The 21,340-nt window shown below is 45.1% G+C and carries 24 protein-coding genes; 12 read left to right on the top strand and 12 right to left on the bottom strand.

All coding sequences use genetic code 11. The annotated features are described in order from the left end of the window. Positions 1-102: 102 nt before the first annotated feature. Entirely contained in the window at positions 103-636 is a 534-nt protein-coding gene (locus ACF8CV_RS08135; protein ID WP_208871076.1) for a nicotinate-nicotinamide nucleotide adenylyltransferase, read from the top strand. A 13-nt stretch (positions 637-649) separates the two neighbouring features. After that, positions 650-1,132 carry a hypothetical protein gene (locus tag ACF8CV_RS08130; RefSeq protein WP_005480810.1) on the top strand — a complete coding sequence of 161 codons (483 nt, stop codon included), beginning with the start codon at positions 650-652 and terminating at the stop codon, positions 1,130-1,132. A 166-nt stretch (positions 1,133-1,298) separates the two neighbouring features. On the opposite strand, the gene ACF8CV_RS08125 is transcribed toward ACF8CV_RS08130, so the two are convergent. Beyond that, positions 1,299-1,907, bottom strand: a complete 609-nt coding sequence (locus tag ACF8CV_RS08125) for an AraC family transcriptional regulator (RefSeq protein ID WP_005480809.1) — start codon at positions 1,905-1,907, stop codon at positions 1,299-1,301. A gap of 192 nt (positions 1,908-2,099) precedes the next feature. Here ACF8CV_RS08125 and ACF8CV_RS08120 point away from each other — a divergent pair, with 192 nt between their 5' ends. Next, positions 2,100-3,209 carry a 1-acyl-sn-glycerol-3-phosphate acyltransferase gene (locus ACF8CV_RS08120; RefSeq protein WP_005498187.1) on the top strand — a complete coding sequence of 370 codons (1,110 nt, stop codon included), beginning with the start codon at positions 2,100-2,102 and terminating at the stop codon, positions 3,207-3,209. 113 nt (positions 3,210-3,322) lie between these two features. Here ACF8CV_RS08120 and ACF8CV_RS08115 read toward each other — a convergent pair whose 3' ends face one another. Next, positions 3,323-3,922 carry a hypothetical protein gene (locus tag ACF8CV_RS08115; protein WP_023624749.1) on the bottom strand — a complete coding sequence of 200 codons (600 nt, stop codon included), beginning with the start codon at positions 3,920-3,922 and terminating at the stop codon, positions 3,323-3,325. A gap of 207 nt (positions 3,923-4,129) precedes the next feature. On the opposite strand from ACF8CV_RS08115, the gene ACF8CV_RS08110 reads away from it, so the two are divergent. Beyond that, positions 4,130-4,402: a YnjH family protein gene (locus ACF8CV_RS08110; RefSeq protein WP_005498191.1), complete on the top strand. Its 273-nt coding sequence runs from the start codon at positions 4,130-4,132 to the stop codon at positions 4,400-4,402. Between the two features lie 44 nt (positions 4,403-4,446). Here ACF8CV_RS08110 and ACF8CV_RS08105 read toward each other — a convergent pair whose 3' ends face one another. Next, positions 4,447-4,746 (bottom strand): YfcZ/YiiS family protein, encoded by a 300-nt coding sequence (locus tag ACF8CV_RS08105; RefSeq protein ID WP_005488152.1) that lies wholly within the window; start codon positions 4,744-4,746, stop codon positions 4,447-4,449. Positions 4,747-5,271: 525 nt separating this feature from the next. Between ACF8CV_RS08105 and ACF8CV_RS08100 the strand changes: the two genes are divergently transcribed. Next, on the top strand, positions 5,272-5,733 hold the full coding sequence (locus ACF8CV_RS08100; protein ID WP_005481342.1) for a TetR/AcrR family transcriptional regulator: 462 nt from the start codon (positions 5,272-5,274) through the stop codon (positions 5,731-5,733). Between the two features lie 143 nt (positions 5,734-5,876). Here the strand turns inward: ACF8CV_RS08100 and ACF8CV_RS08095 are convergent, their stop codons facing one another. The 6 genes from ACF8CV_RS08095 to ACF8CV_RS08070 are packed head-to-tail and all read right to left on the bottom strand — an operon-like array spanning position 5,877 to position 10,448. Continuing rightward, on the bottom strand, positions 5,877-6,659 hold the full coding sequence (locus ACF8CV_RS08095; protein WP_025500710.1) for a heme ABC transporter ATP-binding protein: 783 nt from the start codon (positions 6,657-6,659) through the stop codon (positions 5,877-5,879). Beyond that, the gene (locus ACF8CV_RS08090) at positions 6,659-7,696 is read right to left on the bottom strand and encodes an iron ABC transporter permease (RefSeq protein WP_069538343.1); all 1,038 of its coding nucleotides are present in this window, start codon (positions 7,694-7,696) and stop codon (positions 6,659-6,661) included. Before ACF8CV_RS08090 ends, ACF8CV_RS08095 begins: the two co-directional genes overlap by 1 nt. 9 nt (positions 7,697-7,705) lie before the next feature. Continuing rightward, entirely contained in the window at positions 7,706-8,575 is an 870-nt protein-coding gene (locus ACF8CV_RS08085; protein WP_140058676.1) for a hemin ABC transporter substrate-binding protein, read from the bottom strand. Between the two features lie 27 nt (positions 8,576-8,602). After that, on the bottom strand, positions 8,603-9,016 hold the full coding sequence (locus ACF8CV_RS08080) for a biopolymer transporter ExbD (protein ID WP_005454456.1): 414 nt from the start codon (positions 9,014-9,016) through the stop codon (positions 8,603-8,605). Continuing rightward, positions 9,013-9,705: a MotA/TolQ/ExbB proton channel family protein gene (locus ACF8CV_RS08075; protein WP_025500715.1), complete on the bottom strand. Its 693-nt coding sequence runs from the start codon at positions 9,703-9,705 to the stop codon at positions 9,013-9,015. The genes ACF8CV_RS08080 and ACF8CV_RS08075 overlap by 4 nt, the downstream gene beginning before the upstream one ends. After that, entirely contained in the window at positions 9,705-10,448 is a 744-nt protein-coding gene (locus ACF8CV_RS08070) for an energy transducer TonB (RefSeq protein ID WP_005488160.1), read from the bottom strand. The genes ACF8CV_RS08075 and ACF8CV_RS08070 overlap by 1 nt, the downstream gene beginning before the upstream one ends. Positions 10,449-10,610: 162 nt before the next feature. Here ACF8CV_RS08070 and hutW point away from each other — a divergent pair, with 162 nt between their 5' ends. The 4 genes from hutW (at position 10,611) to ACF8CV_RS08050 (ending at position 13,780) form a co-directional block, all read left to right on the top strand. Further along, a complete protein-coding gene (gene hutW, locus ACF8CV_RS08065) occupies positions 10,611-11,981 on the top strand; it encodes a heme anaerobic degradation radical SAM methyltransferase ChuW/HutW (RefSeq protein ID WP_208871077.1) in 1,371 nt (456 codons plus the stop codon). Between the two features lie 34 nt (positions 11,982-12,015). Continuing rightward, entirely contained in the window at positions 12,016-12,519 is a 504-nt protein-coding gene (hutX, locus tag ACF8CV_RS08060; protein WP_029834266.1) for a heme utilization cystosolic carrier protein HutX, read from the top strand. A 118-nt stretch (positions 12,520-12,637) separates the two neighbouring features. Continuing rightward, positions 12,638-13,168: a heme utilization protein HutZ gene (gene hutZ, locus ACF8CV_RS08055; RefSeq protein WP_005488117.1), complete on the top strand. Its 531-nt coding sequence runs from the start codon at positions 12,638-12,640 to the stop codon at positions 13,166-13,168. Between the two features lie 75 nt (positions 13,169-13,243). Beyond that, a complete protein-coding gene (locus ACF8CV_RS08050; protein WP_208871078.1) occupies positions 13,244-13,780 on the top strand; it encodes an ATP:cob(I)alamin adenosyltransferase in 537 nt (178 codons plus the stop codon). A gap of 145 nt (positions 13,781-13,925) precedes the next feature. Here ACF8CV_RS08050 and ACF8CV_RS08045 read toward each other — a convergent pair whose 3' ends face one another. Continuing rightward, positions 13,926-14,840, bottom strand: a complete 915-nt coding sequence (locus tag ACF8CV_RS08045) for a chemotaxis protein (protein ID WP_005457535.1) — start codon at positions 14,838-14,840, stop codon at positions 13,926-13,928. A gap of 265 nt (positions 14,841-15,105) precedes the next feature. Here ACF8CV_RS08045 and ppiC point away from each other — a divergent pair, with 265 nt between their 5' ends. Both ppiC and ACF8CV_RS08035 read left to right on the top strand, forming a co-directional pair. After that, a complete protein-coding gene (gene ppiC / locus ACF8CV_RS08040; RefSeq protein ID WP_005375342.1) occupies positions 15,106-15,384 on the top strand; it encodes a peptidylprolyl isomerase PpiC in 279 nt (92 codons plus the stop codon). 537 nt (positions 15,385-15,921) lie between these two features. Next, on the top strand, positions 15,922-17,379 hold the full coding sequence (locus tag ACF8CV_RS08035; RefSeq protein ID WP_025500425.1) for a DUF3360 domain-containing protein: 1,458 nt from the start codon (positions 15,922-15,924) through the stop codon (positions 17,377-17,379). A gap of 375 nt (positions 17,380-17,754) precedes the next feature. On the opposite strand, the gene yidZ is transcribed toward ACF8CV_RS08035, so the two are convergent. Beyond that, complete coding sequence (gene yidZ / locus ACF8CV_RS08030; protein WP_021450675.1) at positions 17,755-18,711, bottom strand: HTH-type transcriptional regulator YidZ; 957 nt, start codon at positions 18,709-18,711, stop codon at positions 17,755-17,757. Next, entirely contained in the window at positions 18,686-19,894 is a 1,209-nt protein-coding gene (locus ACF8CV_RS08025; protein WP_021450676.1) for an MFS transporter, read from the bottom strand. Before ACF8CV_RS08025 ends, yidZ begins: the two co-directional genes overlap by 26 nt. A gap of 601 nt (positions 19,895-20,495) precedes the next feature. Between ACF8CV_RS08025 and ACF8CV_RS08020 the strand changes: the two genes are divergently transcribed. Then, positions 20,496-21,101, top strand: a complete 606-nt coding sequence (locus ACF8CV_RS08020; RefSeq protein WP_005498242.1) for a hypothetical protein — start codon at positions 20,496-20,498, stop codon at positions 21,099-21,101. The last annotated feature ends 239 nt before the right edge of the window (positions 21,102-21,340 follow it).

Genomic DNA, 21,340 nt, shown 5'->3' with positions numbered 1-21,340 from the left:
GGCTCGTAAACGTCGCTTTAGTGTCAAAAGCTCTAAAGATTAGTAGTATCATACCGAATTCATCAGATTAGAAAACTCTCTTCAACCAGGTAATCACCGGATATGAAAAAAATCGCCATTTTTGGTAGCGCATTTAACCCTCCTAGTTTAGGTCATAAGAGCGTTATCGAGTCTCTGAGCCACTTCGATCTCGTGCTACTCGAGCCTAGCATTGCACATGCATGGGGCAAGAATATGTTGGATTACCCAATTCGGTGCAAACTGGTTGATGCCTTTATCAAGGACATGGGGCTTTCTAATGTTCAACGCTCAGACCTAGAGCAAGCTTTGTACCAACCGGGACAAAGTGTGACGACCTATGCGTTATTAGGAAAAATTCAAGAAATCTACCCAACTGCCGATATAACTTTTGTCATTGGTCCGGATAATTTCTTCAAATTTGCTAAATTTTATAAGGCGGAAGAAATTACGGAACGTTGGACTGTCATGGCGTGCCCAGAAAAAGTTAAAATTAGAAGCACGGATATCCGCAATGCACTCGTAGAAGGCAAAGATATCAGCACCTATACGACACCAACTGTCAGTGAACTGTTGCTCAACGAAGGCTTATATAGAGAAACATTATCTGGTAAATAAGAGGTCGGTTTTCATGGTCAGAGTAGCCGTATTTAGTGCATGTGCGCTGCTTGTGGTGACGCAAGCTAACTCCGCATGTAACTATCTTTCTGATCGCTCCGTGGTGTTTGAAGACAACACCATGCCCATCTGTGAAGAAATTTTTGATACTGTTGGTGTGCTTAGTACCGATACCTTAGATTGGTATGCTGCTGAAGCGACAGCAGAAGGACCAACAGAAAACTACTGGGAAGAGTGGGCAATCAAATCGCAAGACATTCCGTTTCTTACTCAAAACGTAGACAAAAACTATTTTGGTCTTGGTATTTGGATGCCAGAAGAGCTACGTGAAGAAGAAAACAAAATGACCACAGAAGAGTGGCTTCGCAGCCATGGTCTCATGTTCAGCATCGGTTTTGGTAATAAAGCTGATGGTGAGCCAAGAATGCGCTTCGACTATCGTTGGCACGAGTATTACGACGCCGACTGGATGATGCAAATTGAAGTGCCATTTTAGTTCATCGTTTTTCACCAATCGTTCGATGTGTGTCGTGCTTGGGGTTACTTGGGGAAATATGTGACCCTACGTGAGGCAAAGAATAAGAAAAGGGCGTACCGCAAAGTACGCCCTTTTCGATCTTGTGTTCGCAATTTTGTGTGAGAAAACGCTATACACCGCTGACTTATAGCGCTTCACCAAACACTAGAAAGCAAAGCTGTTCGTATTCTTCTGTGTTGCCAGCAAACAAGTGCTCAACAATTTGAGATTCCTTTTTCCCAGACAACTTCATTTTTCTTGCTTCGCGCAGCGTAAGCACCAAACAAAGCTCTCTCGAAATGCGAGCTTCGCATCCTGGCTTCCACTGATTGATTGCTTGGCTGAGTGCCGAGTTTGATAGATTTGGTGAAATCGCCAGTACTTCGTGTTTAACCACAGCGAGCAAATCTAACTGGATATCAGAACGCGTCTCCGTCTTCGCCAACTTTTCAATTAAGGCTTTCAGCAAAATTGATGGTTTGATAAAACCGGCCTGTTGAGCAAATGCATCATTCAAACGCACAGAAAAATCACAACGATGGACATGAGTGTTAGGTAAAAAAGTGAGTGAGCTCAAACATCCTTGAGGAATCCAAAAATACTGGCCGGGTTCAATGGCATACTCTTGCTTACCCAATTTGATGATCGCTAATCCGCTTACGACAGACAGTAAACTGTGCTTTAGCGATTTTTTACGCGCGGCAACGTTCAGAAAAGGGTAATTAGCGTCGTGAAATTCAATAGCGTAGTTCATTATGATCACCAGTGTTTTTGGGGCGCTAAGGGTAACGCTAAACCTAAACGATTCCAACCAGCTAACCGTAATTTTTAGCATGAGAAATTGTAGCCTAACTGGTATGACCATGTTAAAAGTATGGGTTGAAATGCTGCGAGACAGCAAAACTATGCGTAAAATGTGCCAGCTTTTTTTGATATGTAATGAATAATGACTGCCAATACCGATCCTTATATTGAAATTCGTCCTTACAATGACGAAGAAATTCCAGCAGCGCTGGATCGTCTAATCCAAGATGATGAATTTATCACTGCGATTCTCGATCACCGTTTTGAAAACAAAGCGAAATGGTTCAAAACGCTCATGAGTCCGTTCCTTCGCATTTACCTAAAAGCGAAGTGGAGCAAACTTGACTCCGTAGAAGCGATCCAAATCGAGGTGAAAAAATACCTTCAAGATACGTTGAATAAGACAACGGATGGCGTCACGTTCTCTGGTTTAGACAAACTGGATAAAAACACCTCCTACTTATTCGTGTCTAACCATCGCGATATCGCAATGGATCCCGCTTTAGTTAACTACGGTTTGTACCAAAGTGGTCACCGCACTGTGCGTATTGCAATCGGCGATAATTTGCTGAAAAAACCGTGTGCGACAGAGCTGATGCGTTTGAACAAGAGCTTTATTGTTAAGCGTTCTGCAAAAGCGCCACGAGAGATGATGAAAGCGCTTGGACAGTTGTCTGGCTACATCAAACACTCGTTGGATACGGGCAACTCTATTTGGATTGCTCAAAAAGAAGGGCGCGCGAAAGACGGTAACGACTTTACAGATCCTGCGATCTTAAAAATGTTCCACGTTGAAGGTCGCAAGCAAAAGGTCGCGTTTGGCGAGTACATGCGCTCGTTAAAAATTGTGCCGGTCTCGATTGCTTACGAGAACGATCCATGTGACATCGCTAAGGCAAAAGAGCTATTTGAGAAAGCAGAAAACGGCCGTTATGAAAAAGGCGAGTTTGAAGATATCGAAAGCATCATCCAAGGCATTGTTGGTTACAAAGGCCGTGTTCATGTGGCATTTGGTGACGTGGTTGAGCAAGAGTTTGAAACGCCTGAATCGCTAGCGAATGAAATCGACCGTCAGATCCACGAGAACTACAAGTTGTATCCGATCAACTTGCTCGCTGCAGGTCGTGAAGATTCAAGCATTATTACAGAAGCGGTGAAACGTCAGCTTGCTGATAAGCTAGAACAGCTACCAGAAGGCGCAAGACCGTATCTTGTTGCGAGCTACGCTAACCCAGTGAATAACCAAGATTAGTCGCTGTGTATGCTGCCCAAATGAGTTGGGCGCATTCCAACTACTCCAATGAAAAAACACCTCGTATTGAACGAGGTGTTTTTGTCTCTGCGTATCTTTTTTTGTCTATCCAATTAGCGCGCGACTGCGCCACCTAAGGTCAGATTCTTTGGCCACTTGATTATCTTATTGCCACCCAAAAAGATGTTGCCTTTTACCGTCATTGTGTCGGGAAACTCGGTCAGGGCCGATCCACCAATGTAGAGGTTGCCATCGACCACCAACCCTTCTGGCAGCGCTTTCAGTGGCGTTCGGATCACACTCAAATCACCTTTTACTCGAAGTTTTGCCGGAAGTGTCTTTAACGGAGTATCGGTCAGGTTCAAATACCCACCCAGCTTTACCCCTTTGGGCCAGCTTTCAATCTTACTACCAAGTAAGTTAGCGTAACCTTTGATTTTTACGCCCGACTTGATTGTTTTCAGGGCGCTATTTTTCGCGTCTAAGCTGCCACCAACGTCTAAGCCCTTAGGCAGCTGAGTAATTGGCGTTTGGGAAATGTCCACATTCCCTTTTATGACCAAGCCAGATGGGAGTTCAGTGTATGGCTTGTTTCGAAGATCTAGATTGCCATAGTTGTCGATATGGCCAAATTTGGAATAGTAATCGAGCTCGTAAGCACTAGGAGACGAGCTAAATGCAATTAACGCAAGGGCGAAAGGGATGAAACGCATAACGATTACTTTCCAATAAAAACGACAAAAGCATAACCTAAAGAGTTAGTGACGGCTATATCGGCCTGAACTTAACTCGCCGTTGTTCGTAACGACGTGGAGGAATATCTGAGAATTAGAAGTAAGAACAAATTGCTAGAATATGAGATTCTGCCAAGAACCTGAAATACTTCCTTGCTAGTATTGTTCGGGCATAAGGGGATATTCATGAAGTTTAAAAGAGTTTCTATTTTTACTCTGAGCGCCATGGTCGCGCTATTGTCTGGTTCAGTTTTTGCCAAATCTTACAGTACGCCGGAGTCAAAGGCTTTGGTGGTTGCTGATGGTAAAATAGGCCAGCGAATTTGTTACTACGAAGATAAAGCCTATACCGCTGGTGCGGTAATCAAAGTTGATGATGTGCTTTTGGTGTGCTCTGATGAAAACGACTACGAAACCAATGGGTCGTTAAAGTGGGTCGTGTTGAAGCAAAAGAAGTGATTTAGATAAGAATAAAGCGAGCTCGTTGCTCGCTTTAAATTGAATTAACGCGCTAGAGAGCGAGTTTTCAGTTCAAAAATAAGCTTTTCTGCACTTACTTCAAACTTGAATCGAGCGGTTAGCTCTTTAGATTCTTCTGTCAGCTCTGACACATTGTATTCAACGCCAGCGCAGACTGATTTAGCTAGTTCGATGTATTTCGCTAACTCAGACTCTAATGCATCTTTAGTCTCTGCGAAAATCGTTACGTCAGCAACCTCGTCGCCTTCTTTGATGATGAAACCAATCTCACCAGCACAGCCACAAGCTTCACATACTTGGCTTTCTTCTAATTCGACACTCATAACGAATCCTCTTGTAAAAACTAAGGGTATTCTAGCAGGTATTTGATCTGTATCTACAAAAATGAGCAGTTTCGTATAAAAATACAACAGTATGTTGTTTTGTTAATTGCCGGTTAACGATTGGGTGAGTAAGTCAACAATAACGTTAATGTGATATGTATCAACATTTAAGAGCAATTAACCAACATACTAACGAGATTTGGGTCAGGCCAGTTGAACTAGGGGTAAATTTATAAGACTATTTCTTGATTGATTATTTCTACATAATTATCATTCTTGGTCTTTGAATAGTTTCAATGAATAATTTGGCGCAAGGTTTTGATGCAATTCACTTTTCGCCTGATTTTAAGCGACGTGTATTGACACAAATATCACCGTAAATTGCGCGTTACGCAGTGCAATTTCGTTATGATTGAGGGCCTAACGTTACGTTAGGAAAGCACAGTACATAATGCTGAGGATGATTTCATTCTGGCCTCATTTAATTGTGAGTTAGATGGATTTACAAAGAGAAGAGCTTAAAGTATGCCAAAGCGTAGTAAAGAAGATACCGAAATCACTATCCAGAAGATCATGGATGCCGTTGTTGATCAATTGCTAAGACTTGGTTACGACAAAATGTCGTACACGACGTTGAGTCAGCAGACAGGTGTATCGCGTACAGGTATTAGCCACCATTTTCCTAAGAAAACGGACTTCACCGCAGCACTAGATGGTCGTATTTTTAAAATGTTTATCGAACATCTTGAGTTCGAAAAAGGTTTAGATGCGTTTTCACAGAGCTGGATTAAAGCTTTAGAAGACTCTGAATTCTTAGCGATTTTACGACTACTATTCCATCACATTGTTACGTCTGAAAGCGCTCACGAATTTGCAGCAAATGGCATTGATCGTCTGTACAAGATGGTAGAAAGCCAGTTTGGCTCAGGTGGAGATAAAGAACTGGAATGGTTGATTGGACGCTCGCTGATTCAAATGAGCAAATAATCACAAATTACAAAAAGCCCCGCTAATTATTAGCGGGGCTTTTGCGTTTCTGAGGGGAAATTTAAACAAGTGAGTGACAGAGCCGGCTAGTGCTTGAAATCGCTCGTACATCGCTTCTTAAAGAGGCTCTGCGCCTCTTTAAGCTATGCCGCAGCGTGGACTTGAGGAAAGTCCAGAGTCGGGTGTTTTGTCACGATAGAGCGATACCCATAAACTTGTTCAATACGTTCGGGCGTTAGGGCCTGCCAAGGATTGTCATCGCATACGAGTTTGCCGTTATGGAGCAACACAAGTCGGTCTGCGTATTGTGAGGCTAAGTTCAAGTCATGCAATACGACAACCACTGCAGCGTTCTGCGCTTTTGCCGCCTCACGAGCAATTTTAAGCGTGTTGTGCTGGTGGGCGAGATCCAGTGCCGACGTAGGCTCGTCCAACATCAGAATCTTTTTGTCACCAGATTGATGCAGTTGCGTTAGCACTCGAGCCAAGTGCAAACGTTGCTTCTCTCCGCCTGAGAGGGCAGGGTACAAGCTTTCCGCTAAGTGCAGAACATCGGTTTTTTGCATGTAGTGTAGGGCAAGCTCAGTCGTTTCTTTGTTTGAAAGCGACAAAGGGATCGCACCGAGTTCGACCACCTCTCGTGCCAAAAATGGAAAAGTGAGCGTGCTGTGCTGTGGCAGCATGGCGAGGTGCTTTGCTATGTCTTCAGGTTTCCAGGCTTCTTTAGGCTCGCCAAAATAGTCAATTTCGTTGTGTGATGGAATCTCACCACACAAAAGTTTAAGTAGTGTACTTTTCCCCGCGCCGTTTGGCCCCAATAACGCCGTCACTTCGCCGGCACGAATATCGATGCTGATGTCATCTAGTACTACTCGATGGCCGTATTTCATTGAAATATTCCGGCCAGATAAAACCACATGATTCATTACAGAATCTTCCCTCTTTGCTGGAACAGTAAGTAAATGAAAAATGGCGCACCGATGAGCGCAGTTACGATTCCGACAGGTAATTCGGCTGGTGCTAATAACACTCGCGCGATCATGTCTGCACAGGTCAGCAATAAAGCTCCCAACAACGCCGAAATAGGTAACAGTGTGCGATGATCTGGGCCTGCTAGCATGCGTCCGAGATGTGGGATAACCAAACCGATAAAGCCGATTGCCCCGCAGATACTTACGGTGACACCAACGCCTACGGCGGAAAGCAGAATGAGCTGACGCTTCAATTTTTGTACTGGAACGCCCAGGTGGCGAGCTTCTGATTCACCAAGCAATAATGCGTTTAAAGACATGGCTTTTTTGTGAAACCAGAAAAGTAGTACCGCGAGAGTCACAGAAGCTAAGCCAATGCCTGCCCAGTTTGCGCCCGCAAGCGAACCCATCGACCACAACGTTAAATCGCGCAGCATTTGGTCATCCGCAGAAAAGTTGAGAAAGCCGATCGCGGCACCTGAAAGTGCACTGATCGCCACGCCAGCGAGCAGCATGATCGTGACGGACGTACCAAACTTATTCGTACCGAGCCAGTACACCAGCACCGTTGTCAGAGCACCGCCCAGAAAAGCAAATAATGGCAACGCTGCTAAGTTCATGAGTTGAGGATGGTTTTGGCTAAACTCAGCAAAAACGACGATGGCAAAAGCGCCGCCCAACGCCGCACCAGCAGAAACCCCAATAATGCCGGGTTCTGCCAATGGGTTTCGGAAAAGCCCTTGCATGACTACACCACAAATGGCGAGGATTGCGCCGATGAACATACACAAAATCGTACGAGGCAGGCGAATCTCATTGATAACGAGTTGAATGTGCGGTGCCAGCTCTGAATGTGCGCCAACTAAGCCGCGCAGACTGTCTGTGAAACTGATATTCATCGGGCCGACGGTTATAGAAGCGATGGCGATAAACGCTAAAAACCCAGACAGCGTAATCAGCGTGGTTGATAAAGGAATACGTCGTAACAGCATCGAAAATCTCTATGGGTAAAGCAAGGCATTGAGACGTTTAGCCTCTGACAGGCTTTTTAGTCCCAAACCGCCAACCAAAGCGTGTCCATCAATGGTGATGATGTTCTTTGTCTGGCCTGCTGGTGTTGCTGCAAGTAACGGCATCGCCTTTAAAATGGCGTCTGCACCGCCCATGGTCTCATAGCTGCGGCCACTAACTAAAATGACATCGGGTTGCATTTCTACCATCGCTTCGGTGGACAGTGGTTTGTAAGAGGTTAGTTTTTTCGCCGCAGGATTGTCTCCGCCTGCTAACGCGATGATGGCGTCTGGCGTGGTATCCAAGCCTGCAACATTGGCTGGGCGACCTTCGTGAATAAGCAAAAATAGCACTTTCTTTTTAGCAGAAGGTGCAGGCTGATTCGCTTGCAAAGATTCGACTTGCGTTTTTACCTCTTGCTTCAAGTTTGTTGCTTGAGACTCACGGTTCATGATAGTCGCAATCTGATCGATACGATGCAAAAGCCCGTCAACGTTGGCTTCTGTATTGACTATCTCGACATCCACACCTGCCGACTTTAGTTGATTTAAGGTGGTTGTTGGGCCCATCTCATCAGAGCCAATTAACTTGGTTGGGCTCAGTGCCAACAACCCCTCTGCTGAAAGTCGGCGATGATACCCAACGTCGGGTAACTCCATGCCTTGCGGCAAAGTACTGGTTACATCAACGGCGACCAAGCTGTCTTTCACATCGAGCGCAAGTAGTAGTTCGGTAACGGCGCTGCCCGCACTGACGACGCGTTCTGAGTTTGGGGCGTTGTTGGCAAAAAGGTTCGTGCTTGCAAGTAACAGAGCGGCAGCAGTCAACGCAGTGCGCACTGGTGATAATGTGTTCTTCATGAAAATGTTCTCAGTTTTATGTTCTTGTTATGGCGACTCTTCAGTGAGCAATTGAGTCGCCTGAATTCCGTTTTCTTGCAAAAAGCCAAGAAGCTGAACAAGTGATTGAATATTAGCTGTTTTTTCTGCACCGATCACAATAGGTTTATCGGTTGATTTACTCTCTTCTAACAGCGCGAGAGTGAAGTTTTCCCAATCGATGTACGTTTGTCCGTTGATCGCCCAATAAGGCTCATCCTTGAGGATATTAACGGTAATCGACTGCTTATCGACCTCTGCAACGGCCTGCGAGTCGGTGCTTGGCAGCGCGACATCTAATGAGTCGAGTTTGACTGCGGCGGTAAGCATCAAGAAAACCATCACAATAAAAATGATGTCTAACAGCGGTGTTAAATCTGGTGTTAAGCCGTTGCGGTTATTGTCCTGTGGTACTTTGATCATGAAGCTTTCGCCTCAGCCGTTTTGGTGACACTTGCCGTTGTTTTTTCTGGAGACACGTGCTGCAGGGAAATGCCTTCAAGCCACAAATTCACGTAGTTGAGAGTATGCTCAAGTTTGGCGAGTACGCGGTCAGCCCACAAACCAATGATTTGTGCGCCAGAAATAGCAGGTAGGGCGATGATCAAGCCTGCGGCCGTTGTGCGCATGGCTAAACCCAAGCCGTCGGCCAAATCGTTAGGTGTGATGTTCCCAGTTGAAACCGCAATGCCTTTAAACATCTCAATCAATCCCAATACTGTGCCGAGAAGACCAATTAGCGGGCTGATTACGCCGATCAACGTCAGAAGGCGAAGACCAGAATGCAGTTGATGACGCTTTTCTTGCAGCCACATGCCCGCCGCGTCTTCACGTAGCGATTTAGCGAATGAGTGGTGAGCCAACAGCATTGCTACACCGCGATAAAGCAGGGGACGCTTGCCCGACAACTCATCGGCCAGCGCTTCAATATCTCGGCTGTTCGTTGGGTCTAGACTAGCCAAATGTTGACGAATGGCACTTTTTCCAACGCCAAGACTGATGAATACTTGGAAGAGTCGTTCCGCAATGATCATGACGGTGAGTGCCGAGCAAATGATCAAAGGCCATGTCATAAGACCGAACTGAGTTTGTAATTCTTGTAGTTGTTCCATTATCCTTCCAACTTAAAACGAACTGGTATTTGTACTCGGTGAGCCACTTTTAGCCCGCCTAAAATATGTGGTGTAAATTGCCATTGTTTAATGGCACGCAGCGCTGAGGCATCCAGCGACTCGGTGCCAGATGATTCAAGCAAAACATGTTTGATTTGGTTGCCATTCTCATCGAGCCATACCTCATACAAGGCTGCGCCTTCGATACCGCGCCTTTGCGCAGACCTTGGATAGCGGGGCTGCGTTGGTTGACTCACAAACGTTGGTTTGTCGACCAAAATAGGCTGAGACGTTGCCCCTTTGGATTGGCTCGCTGATGCAGTTTGCTGAGTAACCGTATCTTTCTTCACCGGTTCAATTTTTTTCTTCGGTTCGGCTTTGGGCTGAGTTTCTTGCTTGGCAACCGTTTTGGTTGGTTCCACTTTCTTAGGTTGCTTAATTGGCTCTGGCTTTTTCTCGACCACCTTTTTCTTCACCGCCTCTTTTTTGACAACCTGCTTCTTAACGATCTTCTTTTCAGGCTCAGGCTGCTTTTGAGGCTGTGGCTCTTTTGGTGGTTCCACATTCTCTGGTGTGGGCTTTTCGAGCGTTGGCGGTGGTGCAGATACAAGGTTGAGGCTTACCGAGCTTGCTGGGTTTCCAGCAGGCATTGCGAACACTTTGTTCTCTTGCGAGACAAAAAGAAGTGCGGCATGAATGACGAGAGAGGCGCCTCCTGCAATGACATATCTTTGTACGTTCACGGGTTATTCTCGGTAGTACTATGAAAACTTGAGGCGATTATTACTTACAATCGAAATAAGATCAATTATCAATTGCATTATCATTACGGTCAAATTATGATCCTTGCAGTTTTTTTGAGATTAGCCTCTATCCCTTATGTGGTGGGGTTTAAGTGAGTATATATGAGCGTCGATATTGATAAATTTGACGAATCAGTTCTGGGCAGCGATAGCCCTGACCCCCTGAGATTTGCTTTTGTGAAGAAGTACTCGGCTCATGCTGGCGGAGCGAGTGTACCAGTACCTCCACCTCAACAAGCAGGGGTTTTGTCGAGCATTGCTTCTGACCAAAACGTGAGAAACAACAAGCGCTGTTTGTACATTCACGTACCGTTTTGCCGTGTTCGCTGCACTTTTTGTAACTTCTTTCAGAATGCGGCCAGTCGCAAACTTGTCGATGAGTACTTCGCTGCTTTAATGCAGGAATTGAAGGAGAAAGCAGCACTTCCTTGGACGCAAAGCGGCATCTTCCATGCGGTTTACATTGGTGGTGGAACGCCGACCGATCTTTCTCCCGAACAAGTTCGCGTGCTGGGGCAGGCCATTCATGATTATTTCCCTCTCGCGTCTGATTGCGAAATTACTTTAGAAGGGCGCATCAATCGTTTTTCCGATGAGTTGTATCAAGGTGCGTTAGATGGCGGCTTTAATCGCTTCTCTTTTGGTGTGCAGAGCTTCAACACTCAAGTTCGTCGCAGTGCAAAGCGTCTTGATGATAGAGAAGACGTACTTAAACGCGTTTCGGAACTGGCGAAGGAAGACAAAATCCCAGTCATCATCGACTTGTTGTACGGCTTGCCTTATCAAACCAAAGAAATACTTGAACAAGATCTTAACGATTTTATGTCGACAGGCGCGCATGGCTTGGATTTGTATCAGTTGGTCGTGGGTGGAACCGCGCCAATGCTCAATCTCGTTGAAAAAGGCAAGATCCCCCCACCAGCGACGACGCCAGAGAAAGCGGGCATGTATGAGCTGGGTGTGAACTTTATGGCGAAGCACCACATGAAGCAGTTGAGCGTGAACCACTGGGCCGTCGATAACCGTGAGCGTAGCCTATACAACAGCTTAGCCAAGACGTACGCAGAAGTGTTACCGATTGGATGCGGTGCTGGTGGCAACATTGGCGGCTACGGGATGATGCTGCACCGCACTTTAGACACCTACATCAAAGCGGTGAATGAAGGGCAAAGTACGATTGCGATGATGATGAAGCACAGCCCATTAGAGCCATTATTTTCAGCGCTAAAATCCGGGTTTGACCGCGGCATTGTTCAGGCAAGTAAACTACCGGTGTTTATGGGTAGCGATACGTTCGATTTTCTCATGCCGCTGTTTAAAGTATGGCAAGACAAAGGCTTAGTTGAGCTTCAAGAGCGAAGCTTAGTGCTTACTTTAGCGGGCAGTTTTTGGGCCGTTTCGTTAGCGCAAGCCTGTATTCAGGTACTGACATCAGAGATGAACGAAAGCGTGCCAAAAGTATCCAATAATTAATGAAGACAAATTGAAGAAAAAGATGGAAAACAAAATGGAATCAATCAAGCAACAGGTAGAAGCTCTATTGGAACAAGAACCTCAACTTCTGCCTGCCGCAATGGCAGAGCGTTTAGGTGTGACAGAATTTGATGTTGTCGCAGCACTGCCGCAAGAGATGATTGCGATTGCTCCGGGCGAACAAGCGCAAACAATCCTTGAAAGCCTAGTTGGCTTTGGCCCAGTGACGACGATCGTACATTCCTTCGGCTCCATTTTCGAGGTGAAAGCGCCTTTTCCGAAAGGCAAAGTTGCGCGTGGTTATTACAATCTAATGGGGCGAGAAGGTGAGCTGCATGGTCACCTCAAATTGGATAACGTGAAAAATATCGCACTGGTCAGTAAGCCGTTTATGGGACGTGAAAGTCACTACTTTGGCTTTTTCTCTGAATGCGGCAGCAATATCTTCAAAGTGTACTTAGGGCGTGATGAAAAACGCGAACTTATTGCTGAGCAGGTAACGGCGTTTCGTGCCATGCAAGCTGAGCTAAATCAGTAACAAAGACCGCCAGTCGTCGCGGTTTTTACGTTCAAGAACGTGAGAAGTCGCGACCACGAACATACATAACCGAACTAGAATTCGGGACAAATAAATAGAAATAAAGTCAGGTATCAATATGGATCAACAAGTTAAACAAGAGCGTTTGCAAGGCCGTCTAGGGCCAGAGATTAAGGAATTTCGTCAGGAGCGCCGTACTTTACAGCTTGCAACGGTAGACAGCGAAGGCCGTCCGAACGTAAGTTACGCGCCTTATGTTCAGAATCAGGAAGGTTACTTCGTTTTGATCTCTCAGATTGCTCGCCATGCTCGAAATCTGCTAGAAAATCCAAACGTTTCACTGATGATGATCGAAGATGAAGATTCATCCAAACAGCTTTTCGCACGTAAGCGTCTGACGTTTGATGCGGTCGCAACGGTTGTTGAGCGTGATACTGAAATGTGGCAATTGGTCGTTGGTCAGATGAAAGCGCGTTTCGGTGACATCATCGACGGTCTAAGCCAGCTTGAAGACTTTGTACTGTTCAACCTAAAAGCTGAGAAAGGTTTGTTCGTAAAAGGGTTCGGTCAAGCGTATCAAGTCTCAGGCGATGACTTGGTTGATTTTGTGCATCTACAAGAAGGTCACAAGAAAATCGAAAACGCCTAATGCGGACGTCGTTTTTATGATTGCTAGGAGGGAGTTAGGTTATACTGGCTCCCTTTTTTACATTGGAACAACAGCATGAGACCTGTAAGCAAGGAACTGAGCGAGATCTGTTATCCCTTTATTTACGAAGACAGCCCTGTGTGCGATTTCGAGATCACCGCAGACGAGTTGTGCAGCCGGATTGGGGTGGTGCTGTCGATGGAATTGGACGACTTCAGTCGAGATATTCTCACGCGCCTTCAGCCTAATGTTTACCATCTCAATGGTTCGGTGCGTGGCAAGTTAGCGATTACAGAATCGGAAGTTGAAGAGCTTAAAGCAGACTATGAGGCCGTAAAAGCGCGCATAGACGGTGGTTTTAAAGGTTTTGTGCTGCCCGGTGGCCATGCTACGTCTAGTCAATTGCATTTGTGTCGCTGCCAAGCAAAGAAAACCGTTCGAGCACTCGTCGCGATAGAGCATGCTGGGAAAAAGCAACCAGCGCCGATTCTGTTCCGTTACGCCAACTTAATGGCCAATGTCATTTACAGCTTGGCTTCTTACATTAATCATGTTTACCAAGTGGAAGAAACTGAGTTTGTGTCTCGCAGCTACGCTATGCCAAAGAAGTAAACGCTGTAAACAAGTCGCTTTAGTACACGTGCCTTAAGCGTCGCAGTGTCATCAATAGTCAGCGATAAATCGTTGAAATGACGACAAAGTGATAACGATTTCGAGTGAACACAAAGCCACATATTATGTTCAGTTAAACGTGCAGTTAAGAAGCCATGGCATTGGCTTCTAGCTCTTTTGCCCCACGGAGCATAGCTTCGATGAGCTCACCAGCATTAAACTTTTCTAACGCTTCGTGAGCGCCAACTTGATGCGCTCTATCGACACAAATCTCACTCGACAGTGAAGTATGCAGAATGCGGTACGAGTGATTAAGAGCTGAGTCATTTTGCACTTCAAACGCTAACTCGTAACCATCCAACCCCGGCATTTCAATATCACTGACCAGAATATCTATTGGGCGGTTTGCTTCTGCCTCATTTTTCATCAACTGCAGTGCATCTGAGCCATTTTTACAAATTTGATAGGAGATATTGATGCTATCTAGCGCGTCACTTAATTGCTTACGCGCAATTGATGAGTCATCCACCAACAAGATATTCAGTGCTTTGAGGCGTTCACGCTCTACATCCGTCAGCATCGGGATATTCGCGTTTTCATACTGCGGATAAATTTTAGAAAGCAGCAGCTCGACATCGAGCATTTGAACTGTTTGATCGCCATAACGAGTGATACCTGTCACGAAGATGTTTTTTCCAGCACTTGCTGGTGGCGTTTCAATGGCTTTCCAATCACATTCGATGATCTTCTCTATGCTACGAACCATAAACGCAACCACAGTGCGTAAACAGTCGGTCACGATGAGGTAGCAGTTTTTGTATTCTTCTTGCGTAATTGGACGAAAGCCAACCGCAGCGGACATGTCGATAACTGGAACGGTGAGATCACGAATGGTCACCGTACCAATCACATGGTGATGGGAATACGGGATTTTTGTGGTTGGCATGTAGGGTACAATTTCACGAACTTTAAGTGTCCCTATTGCGAAGTTTTGTTGCAGGGTGAGTTTAAACATCAACATACCCTGAGATTGATTCGCCTTACTAACGACTTTTGCCATGAAATAACCTTATAAATGCCACCGATTTGTGTCTAATCATATCTTATAAAGCGACAGCTTCAACCGTATAGGAAGTAAATGTGAGCTTTTTAAGCAATCTCTTTATAAATCGAGGTCAATATTACCCGTGTTGCACAGGTTTTCATCACCTAGCCAAGTGTTTTTGGGGCAAGCCATGGCCTAAAATGGGTAAGGTGGAGAAATGTTTGGCGCAAACCAGTGTATTCGGTAAACTTGCGCCACCAGAATAGTGAGAGATAAACACATGGCAAACACAGCAGCCGCATTGCACATTCTTGTTAAGCACAAAGAACAAGCTGAAGACATCATCAAGCAACTGAAAAAAGGCGCTAAATTCCAAACACTAGCGAAAAAATATTCAACTTGCCCGTCTGGCAAACGTGGTGGTGACCTCGGTGAGTTCCGTCGCGGTCAAATGGTGCCTCAATTCGACAAAGTTTGTTTTTCTGGTGAAGTGTTAACTCCGCACTTAGTCAAAACAAAATTTGGCTGGCATGTGGTCAAGGTTCTCTACAGAACATAGCCTCTACCCAGAGCTCATGAGCTGACTTTCGAGTTTCTCGAACGCCAGTACATACGAGCAGAAATCATGGTAAGCACGAATTGGCTTGCCATGATTCATTTATTCTTGCCCAAAATCATTCAGAGTCAGAAACTCTATTTAATTCCTTTCACACTATTAGTTCTAATGGCTTCAAGCTGACTGTAAATAGACAACGTATCTCAATAGCAACCATTACGTTCCCCAAAAACTTAGTCTTTAACAAACATAAGTTGGAGCGACGACCGTTCTCCCTTTGGCTTACCTTGAGAAAACAACTCATACAAGATCAACGAACACCAACGCGTTGTTAAATTAATGTTTAATAAGTGAGAGTTTTGTTGCTCTTTTACTAATGTCTAATATTCCTACCGGTAGCAACACATGCTTAATAAGTGCAAATCAATAAAGGTGCTCGATAGCAGCTAGGGTGTGGTCTCGTATTGGTCGAAGGTTTGTGTACCTCGCGAAACTCTAGTTGAGATGGTTCAGCTTTGAAACGTAAAAAAGGATAACTCAATGTCTGACTCAAGTAAGACTTTTTACAGGGATGTGCGCAAGAAACCGCATGAATTTGAAAGCCGAGAAGACTTTCTAAACCATGATTTAACCGTTATGAGCTTTCGTCGCTGGGGTATTCATTTGCCATCGCGTGATTACAGTATTGAAATCGAAGATTGGGTACCAGCGTTAGCCGCCACCATAGGCAAAGTGGTTATGGTGACCGCCATGGTTGCGGCCTTTGCTGCTCAGTTTGGTTTATCTCCGGAGTTCGTTGCAGAAAACGTGCGTTACGAACTGCTTATTGCAGGTGCTCTGTTCGTTATCCTGTTTTCCGCCATCCTAAACCCGAACGCAAACTTAGCCGGTACTCATGGCCCAATGATACCGCTGATTCCTATGATTGCCGCCGCAGGGGGACATCCACTGGCTCTCGGTTTGATGGTTTGTGCGTTTGGTTTAATTCTCGCTTTTACTAAGGGCGGTTCAAAACTCATGACCCTGACTGGCATTGGGGTTAGAGGTGGGTTGCTGATCTACCTTGGCGCAGTAGGATTGATCGGACAAATCAATAAGACAGAAGCGTGGGCTGCAAGTACCGACCAAGGTTACATCTCGTTTGTGGTCATTGGTCTAACGGTTATGGTTTATGCCTACTTAGCCAAAATCAACAAACGTTGGTTGGCTATCCCACTGTGTTCTGCGCTAGCGGGTATTGTCGCTTACGCGATGGGTGCTGAGTTTGCTTTTACCACGGAGCCGGGCCTGCCTAATTTCAGTCCATTCTACTGGTGGGGTGAAAATACCGGCTGGCAACTGGGCTGGCCAACGTTAGAGCACTTTATTGCTGTTACGCCATTTGCTCTGTTAGCCGTCGCTATGTGGTCTCCTGACTACCTTGGGCATCGAGTTTTTCAAGAGCTTAACTACCCAAAAGAAGCGAAAGGCGTACTAATGGATGTCGACGATACGATGGTCGGCGCGTCTATTCGTCAGGGGGTTGGTTCACTATTAGGTGGCGGTAACTTAGCCTCTTCTTGGGGCACGTACATGATTCCAGCCGCAATTGCCAAACGTCCTATTCCTGGCGGCGCGCTGTTAACTGGCTTAATGTGTATTGCCGCCGCGGTAATTGGTTACCCAATGGATCTCGCGATGTGGGAACCAGTTCTACGCGTTGCGCTGATTGTCGGCGTGTTCTTACCACTTCTTGAAGCGGGTATGCAGATGATCCATAAGCATAAAGATTCACTCAGTGCAGGTATCTGTATTTTTGCTTGTGCATTCGTTAACCCAGTGTTCGGCTGGGCAATAACTATGCTGTTGGATAACCTCGGACTTATCGGTGATCATGAGCGCGCTAACGAACTATCGGGTAAAGATAAATACCTGATCCCTGGCGTGGCCTTTATCGTTTGTGCAGGTTCCCTTGCTGTCGTTGGTCAGCTTCCGGGTATTCCCGCTCTAATTAGCTAATAGACGCTCGTTCTAAAGGCATAGATGGTAACTATCTATGCCTTCTCTCGTTCCCACTCTACTCTTGTCCAAAGTCCATTGGATATTAGATAAGACTATTGGTTCACTTCTTTAGTGCTGAGTTAAACTCGATAAAGAGGGGGAAGCCAATTTTCACTTCAGCGCCCTAGTCATTTGGAATTGGTGACTTGAAGTTGATGTAACTTGTTTGTTCCCCAAAATGAGCAGAGACCGACGTCGAAGTGGATAATAGAACCCAAGATTTTAAAATACTTAATCGAATGGAAGGTAAGACTTCACTCCTACGGCTATTAATAGCATCAAGGTGGGGGGCTGTTCATTCCTTTGCTTTAGGTGTACTTAAAAACGAATCGTTCAACTTGTGCCATACAAGCTCTTTATCGTCTTCCTCAACCACATGATTTTAGGATTCTGGTTATTGCGCTTGTGCCAAATCATCGTAAATGGAATCAGTAGCTTATGCTGATAATCTTCCGCAATGGGGATAGGTAACGCCACTAAGTTGGGGTGAAGTTGCTCGCAGTATCGCTGACAATATTTTGGTGCAGTGGTTAACATTTGATGGTCGGGCTTTTCTGCAACAAATAAAGCTTGCTCGAAACTCGCCATCGTTAGGCTAACGTTTCGAGTGTGTCCTTGCTCAGCCAAGATCTCATCCAATGCCCAACTGTCATTTTTCTCCCATGCCACATTAATGTGGGCATAGCTTAAGAAAGTATCTAAATTCCACTCTTGCTTGAGCGCAGGATGATCCTTGCGGACATACACCATAGGTAAATCCGAGAACAGCACTTCGAAATTAATAAAATACGGGAGCAGTTCTAACGACTCTTTGGAGCGAGGATGGCTTTCACGGCCGGTAAAACCAATATCCACTTCACCGCTGGTAATGGCGTCTAACGAGTCGTAATCCCAGTTATGGAACTTCACCGTTGAGTCTGGATAAAAATCATGGATTCGTTTGGTCAGTTCATCCGCCATGATGAGTGACAATGGCGACTCTACTCCAAGATGAAATTTCACTCCACTTGGCGCATCATCACCTCTGTGTGAAACTATCTGGTTACCGATCTGCATCCAGTCTGACAAAAGCACTTGCACGTTTGTCGCGAGATTTGTTGGCTTTAGGCCTTGCGGCGTATTCACAAAAAGCGGGTCATCAAACCAAGCCCGCAATTTGCCTAAAGACTTACTCACGGTTGAGGGAGTCACATTAAGTTTTTTCGCCGCTTTAGTAACACTCTGCTCTTGCAGTAGCAATTGCAGAGTGAGCAGTAAATTAAGATCAAGTCGGGCAAGAGATTTCTTCATGAGGCTCACTAACGTTATGATTTGGAAATAATAATATTATGGAGAGTCCAATAACGCCACTAGCAACCAACGCTATGATTAACATCATCACGGCCGACACACCTAACGTAGCCATTAACCAAATGTAAAGTGCAGACCAAGAAACCTGCCCTATGCCAAGCATAGAGCTTGCCAGTCCAGCTTTGCGAGAGAACTGACTTAACGCTTGACTCATTGCCACACCAAACCCCATTGAGAAACCCATGCTGATTAGCGTGAAACCTACCATATAGAGTGTCGAACTATCGCCATTCAAGTGAGCCGCGAGAATAACGATAGCCGACAGCAAAGTGGTTATTTGTGCTGTGAACATTAATGTAGTTTGTTTGAAGTAAGACAGAGCAAATGGGACTGAAAACGATGTTGTCATACCTACCATTGCGAGCAGTGCCATCGCGATTGAGTATTCGGCTCGAGTAAAGCCAATTGAATCCATTACGATCATTGGTGACGTATTTACATAAGAGAGAATTGCTGCGACGCCTAAAGATGTATAAACAACGCGCGAAATGAAAAAATGGTTATAAAGCGATTCGTTCGTGTCTTCACTCACATCTAAAAGAGGGCGCTTAGCTTTTTTGGGCAAGGTTTCTTTTAAGACAAAGCAAGCAATTAAACCTATCGTAATACCCATCATGGCCATGGCGATGAATAACACAGGCCACGGAAACTTAATCATGATCAGATTTCCGACCACGGGGGCAAGTACAGGGATAGAACAAATGATTCCATTGAGCATCGACAGTACCTTGGCTCGCTTTTGCTCATCTAAAGTGTCGCGCAAAATGGCGAAGGCCACTACATAGCAACATGCGGCTCCCACACCTTGGAAGAAGCGCATTATTAGAAAGCTATCACTGGTCTCTGCCGAGCCCGCAAACATTGAAGCAAGGGTAAAAATCACGGCTCCGCACATGGCAACAGGCTTACGACCAAAATAATCAGCTGCACGCCCAACAAAAATCATGGTCGATGCTAAGCCTGCAAGGTAAATAGAAAAAGCAATATGAAGTTGTGATTCGCTTGCAGACAGATCACTCGCAATTTGTGGCAAAGCAACCAAGTAGAGATCTATCGCTGTAGGATATAGCAACACAAAGGCGAAGCTACACATCAGATATCGGGATAAATTAGTTTGTTCCATTACTACCTCGCAAAGGAATTGGGCTTACGAGGATGATATGCAACATTACTCAATTTGGCGCGTTACCTTTCTGACAACAGGTATTTCCATATACGACATCCGCAACGATTGTGACTATAGCCGTCACACTTATACTGAAAAGAGGCGTGGTATCATGGGGCGAAAGCAATTTATACAACCGAGTCCACAACATTAGCTAAATAGATATCGAAATGACAGACGTTAGTGACCAGGGGACACAAACACCGTTGATCCGAATTACACGGTTTAGACTGTTTACCCTAACTGATTTTTGTCCAAGGGCGTTCTGATTCAGATCTCGGCAAACATGTCTTTGTCCCTTTTCTTGCTAACGCTTTTACTCAGTAGCAGATCGTGCCACTGGAATCTCAATACTTTTACTCATGACTGGCAATTGAGGGATCGTGGCCAAGAAAACTATGGGTTGAAAAATGTTACTTTGCTGAGTGTCCATTTTTACTTTCAGGATTCAATATGCTTTTAGTCAATTAATTAGCCAAATGCTATTCTACAGTGGCGTATGAGTGCATGTTTAACTGATTAAGCTAAACAACTAGATCATCTGGGAGTGAGTTATTCAATGAAAAGAACGATATTACCGATTGCAGCCTTACTACTATCAACTGTTGTTCATGCTGAGTGGCTGAACACGGATAATACCGATGAAATCACAGGTAAACGCACAGTGAGCGCATTTTCGTATGTTTACAAGCAAGATGAAAGTATTGGTGTGAGATGTGATGTTTCTGATAACAAGAAAAGCATAATGTTGACCTTTAATGCAGATAACGCATTAGGGACACCGAGAACCAACGTAGATATGTTTGTTAAAGTCGATGATAATCAGCCTATTAGCTTCCGAGGTCAACTATATACAAACTCATATCGTGCAGGATACGTCAACGCCAGCGGTGAGACAGAAGCAGACGTAAGTAAGTTACTTGCTCAAATGATTGCTGGTAATAAAGCATATGTGAAGATTCAAAATGACAGACGTTCAGAAATTGTTGACTTCAATGTCAGTCTTTCTGGTTTTACTGCTAAATCTAAGAAGGCACTATCAGCGTGTAGCTTTAATCCAAAAGCCAGAGAAATTACTCCAGAAGATAAAGCTCGTTTAAGTGAAATCTCATCAGAACTCAAGAAGCTGCAATCTGAGAAGACAGCCATCCTATCTAAATACTAATCTGAATTAGCTTGGACTGAATCTGTTACCTTTAAAGTCAAAGCTTAATTCGGTCAGACAGGTGACTACTCCTCATTTGTCCAGAATCGTGCTCAGTGTGTGGCTGACACGGATCTGCCCCAAAACGTGTTTGAGCTAGCTCAGATAGCAACGAGGACTGGTAGTATTTCGTAAGCGCCCCATGAACACACGGGCGCTTTTTATGTGTGGGAGAAGTTCCAGGGAAGAAGTGAGTCGAT

It is taken from the genome of Vibrio sp. zbq_1 (assembly GCF_043102935.1).
In the GTDB taxonomy this organism is placed as follows: Bacteria; Pseudomonadota; Gammaproteobacteria; order Enterobacterales; family Vibrionaceae; genus Vibrio; species Vibrio parahaemolyticus.
This window is presented reverse-complemented; position numbering and strand designations above follow the sequence as displayed.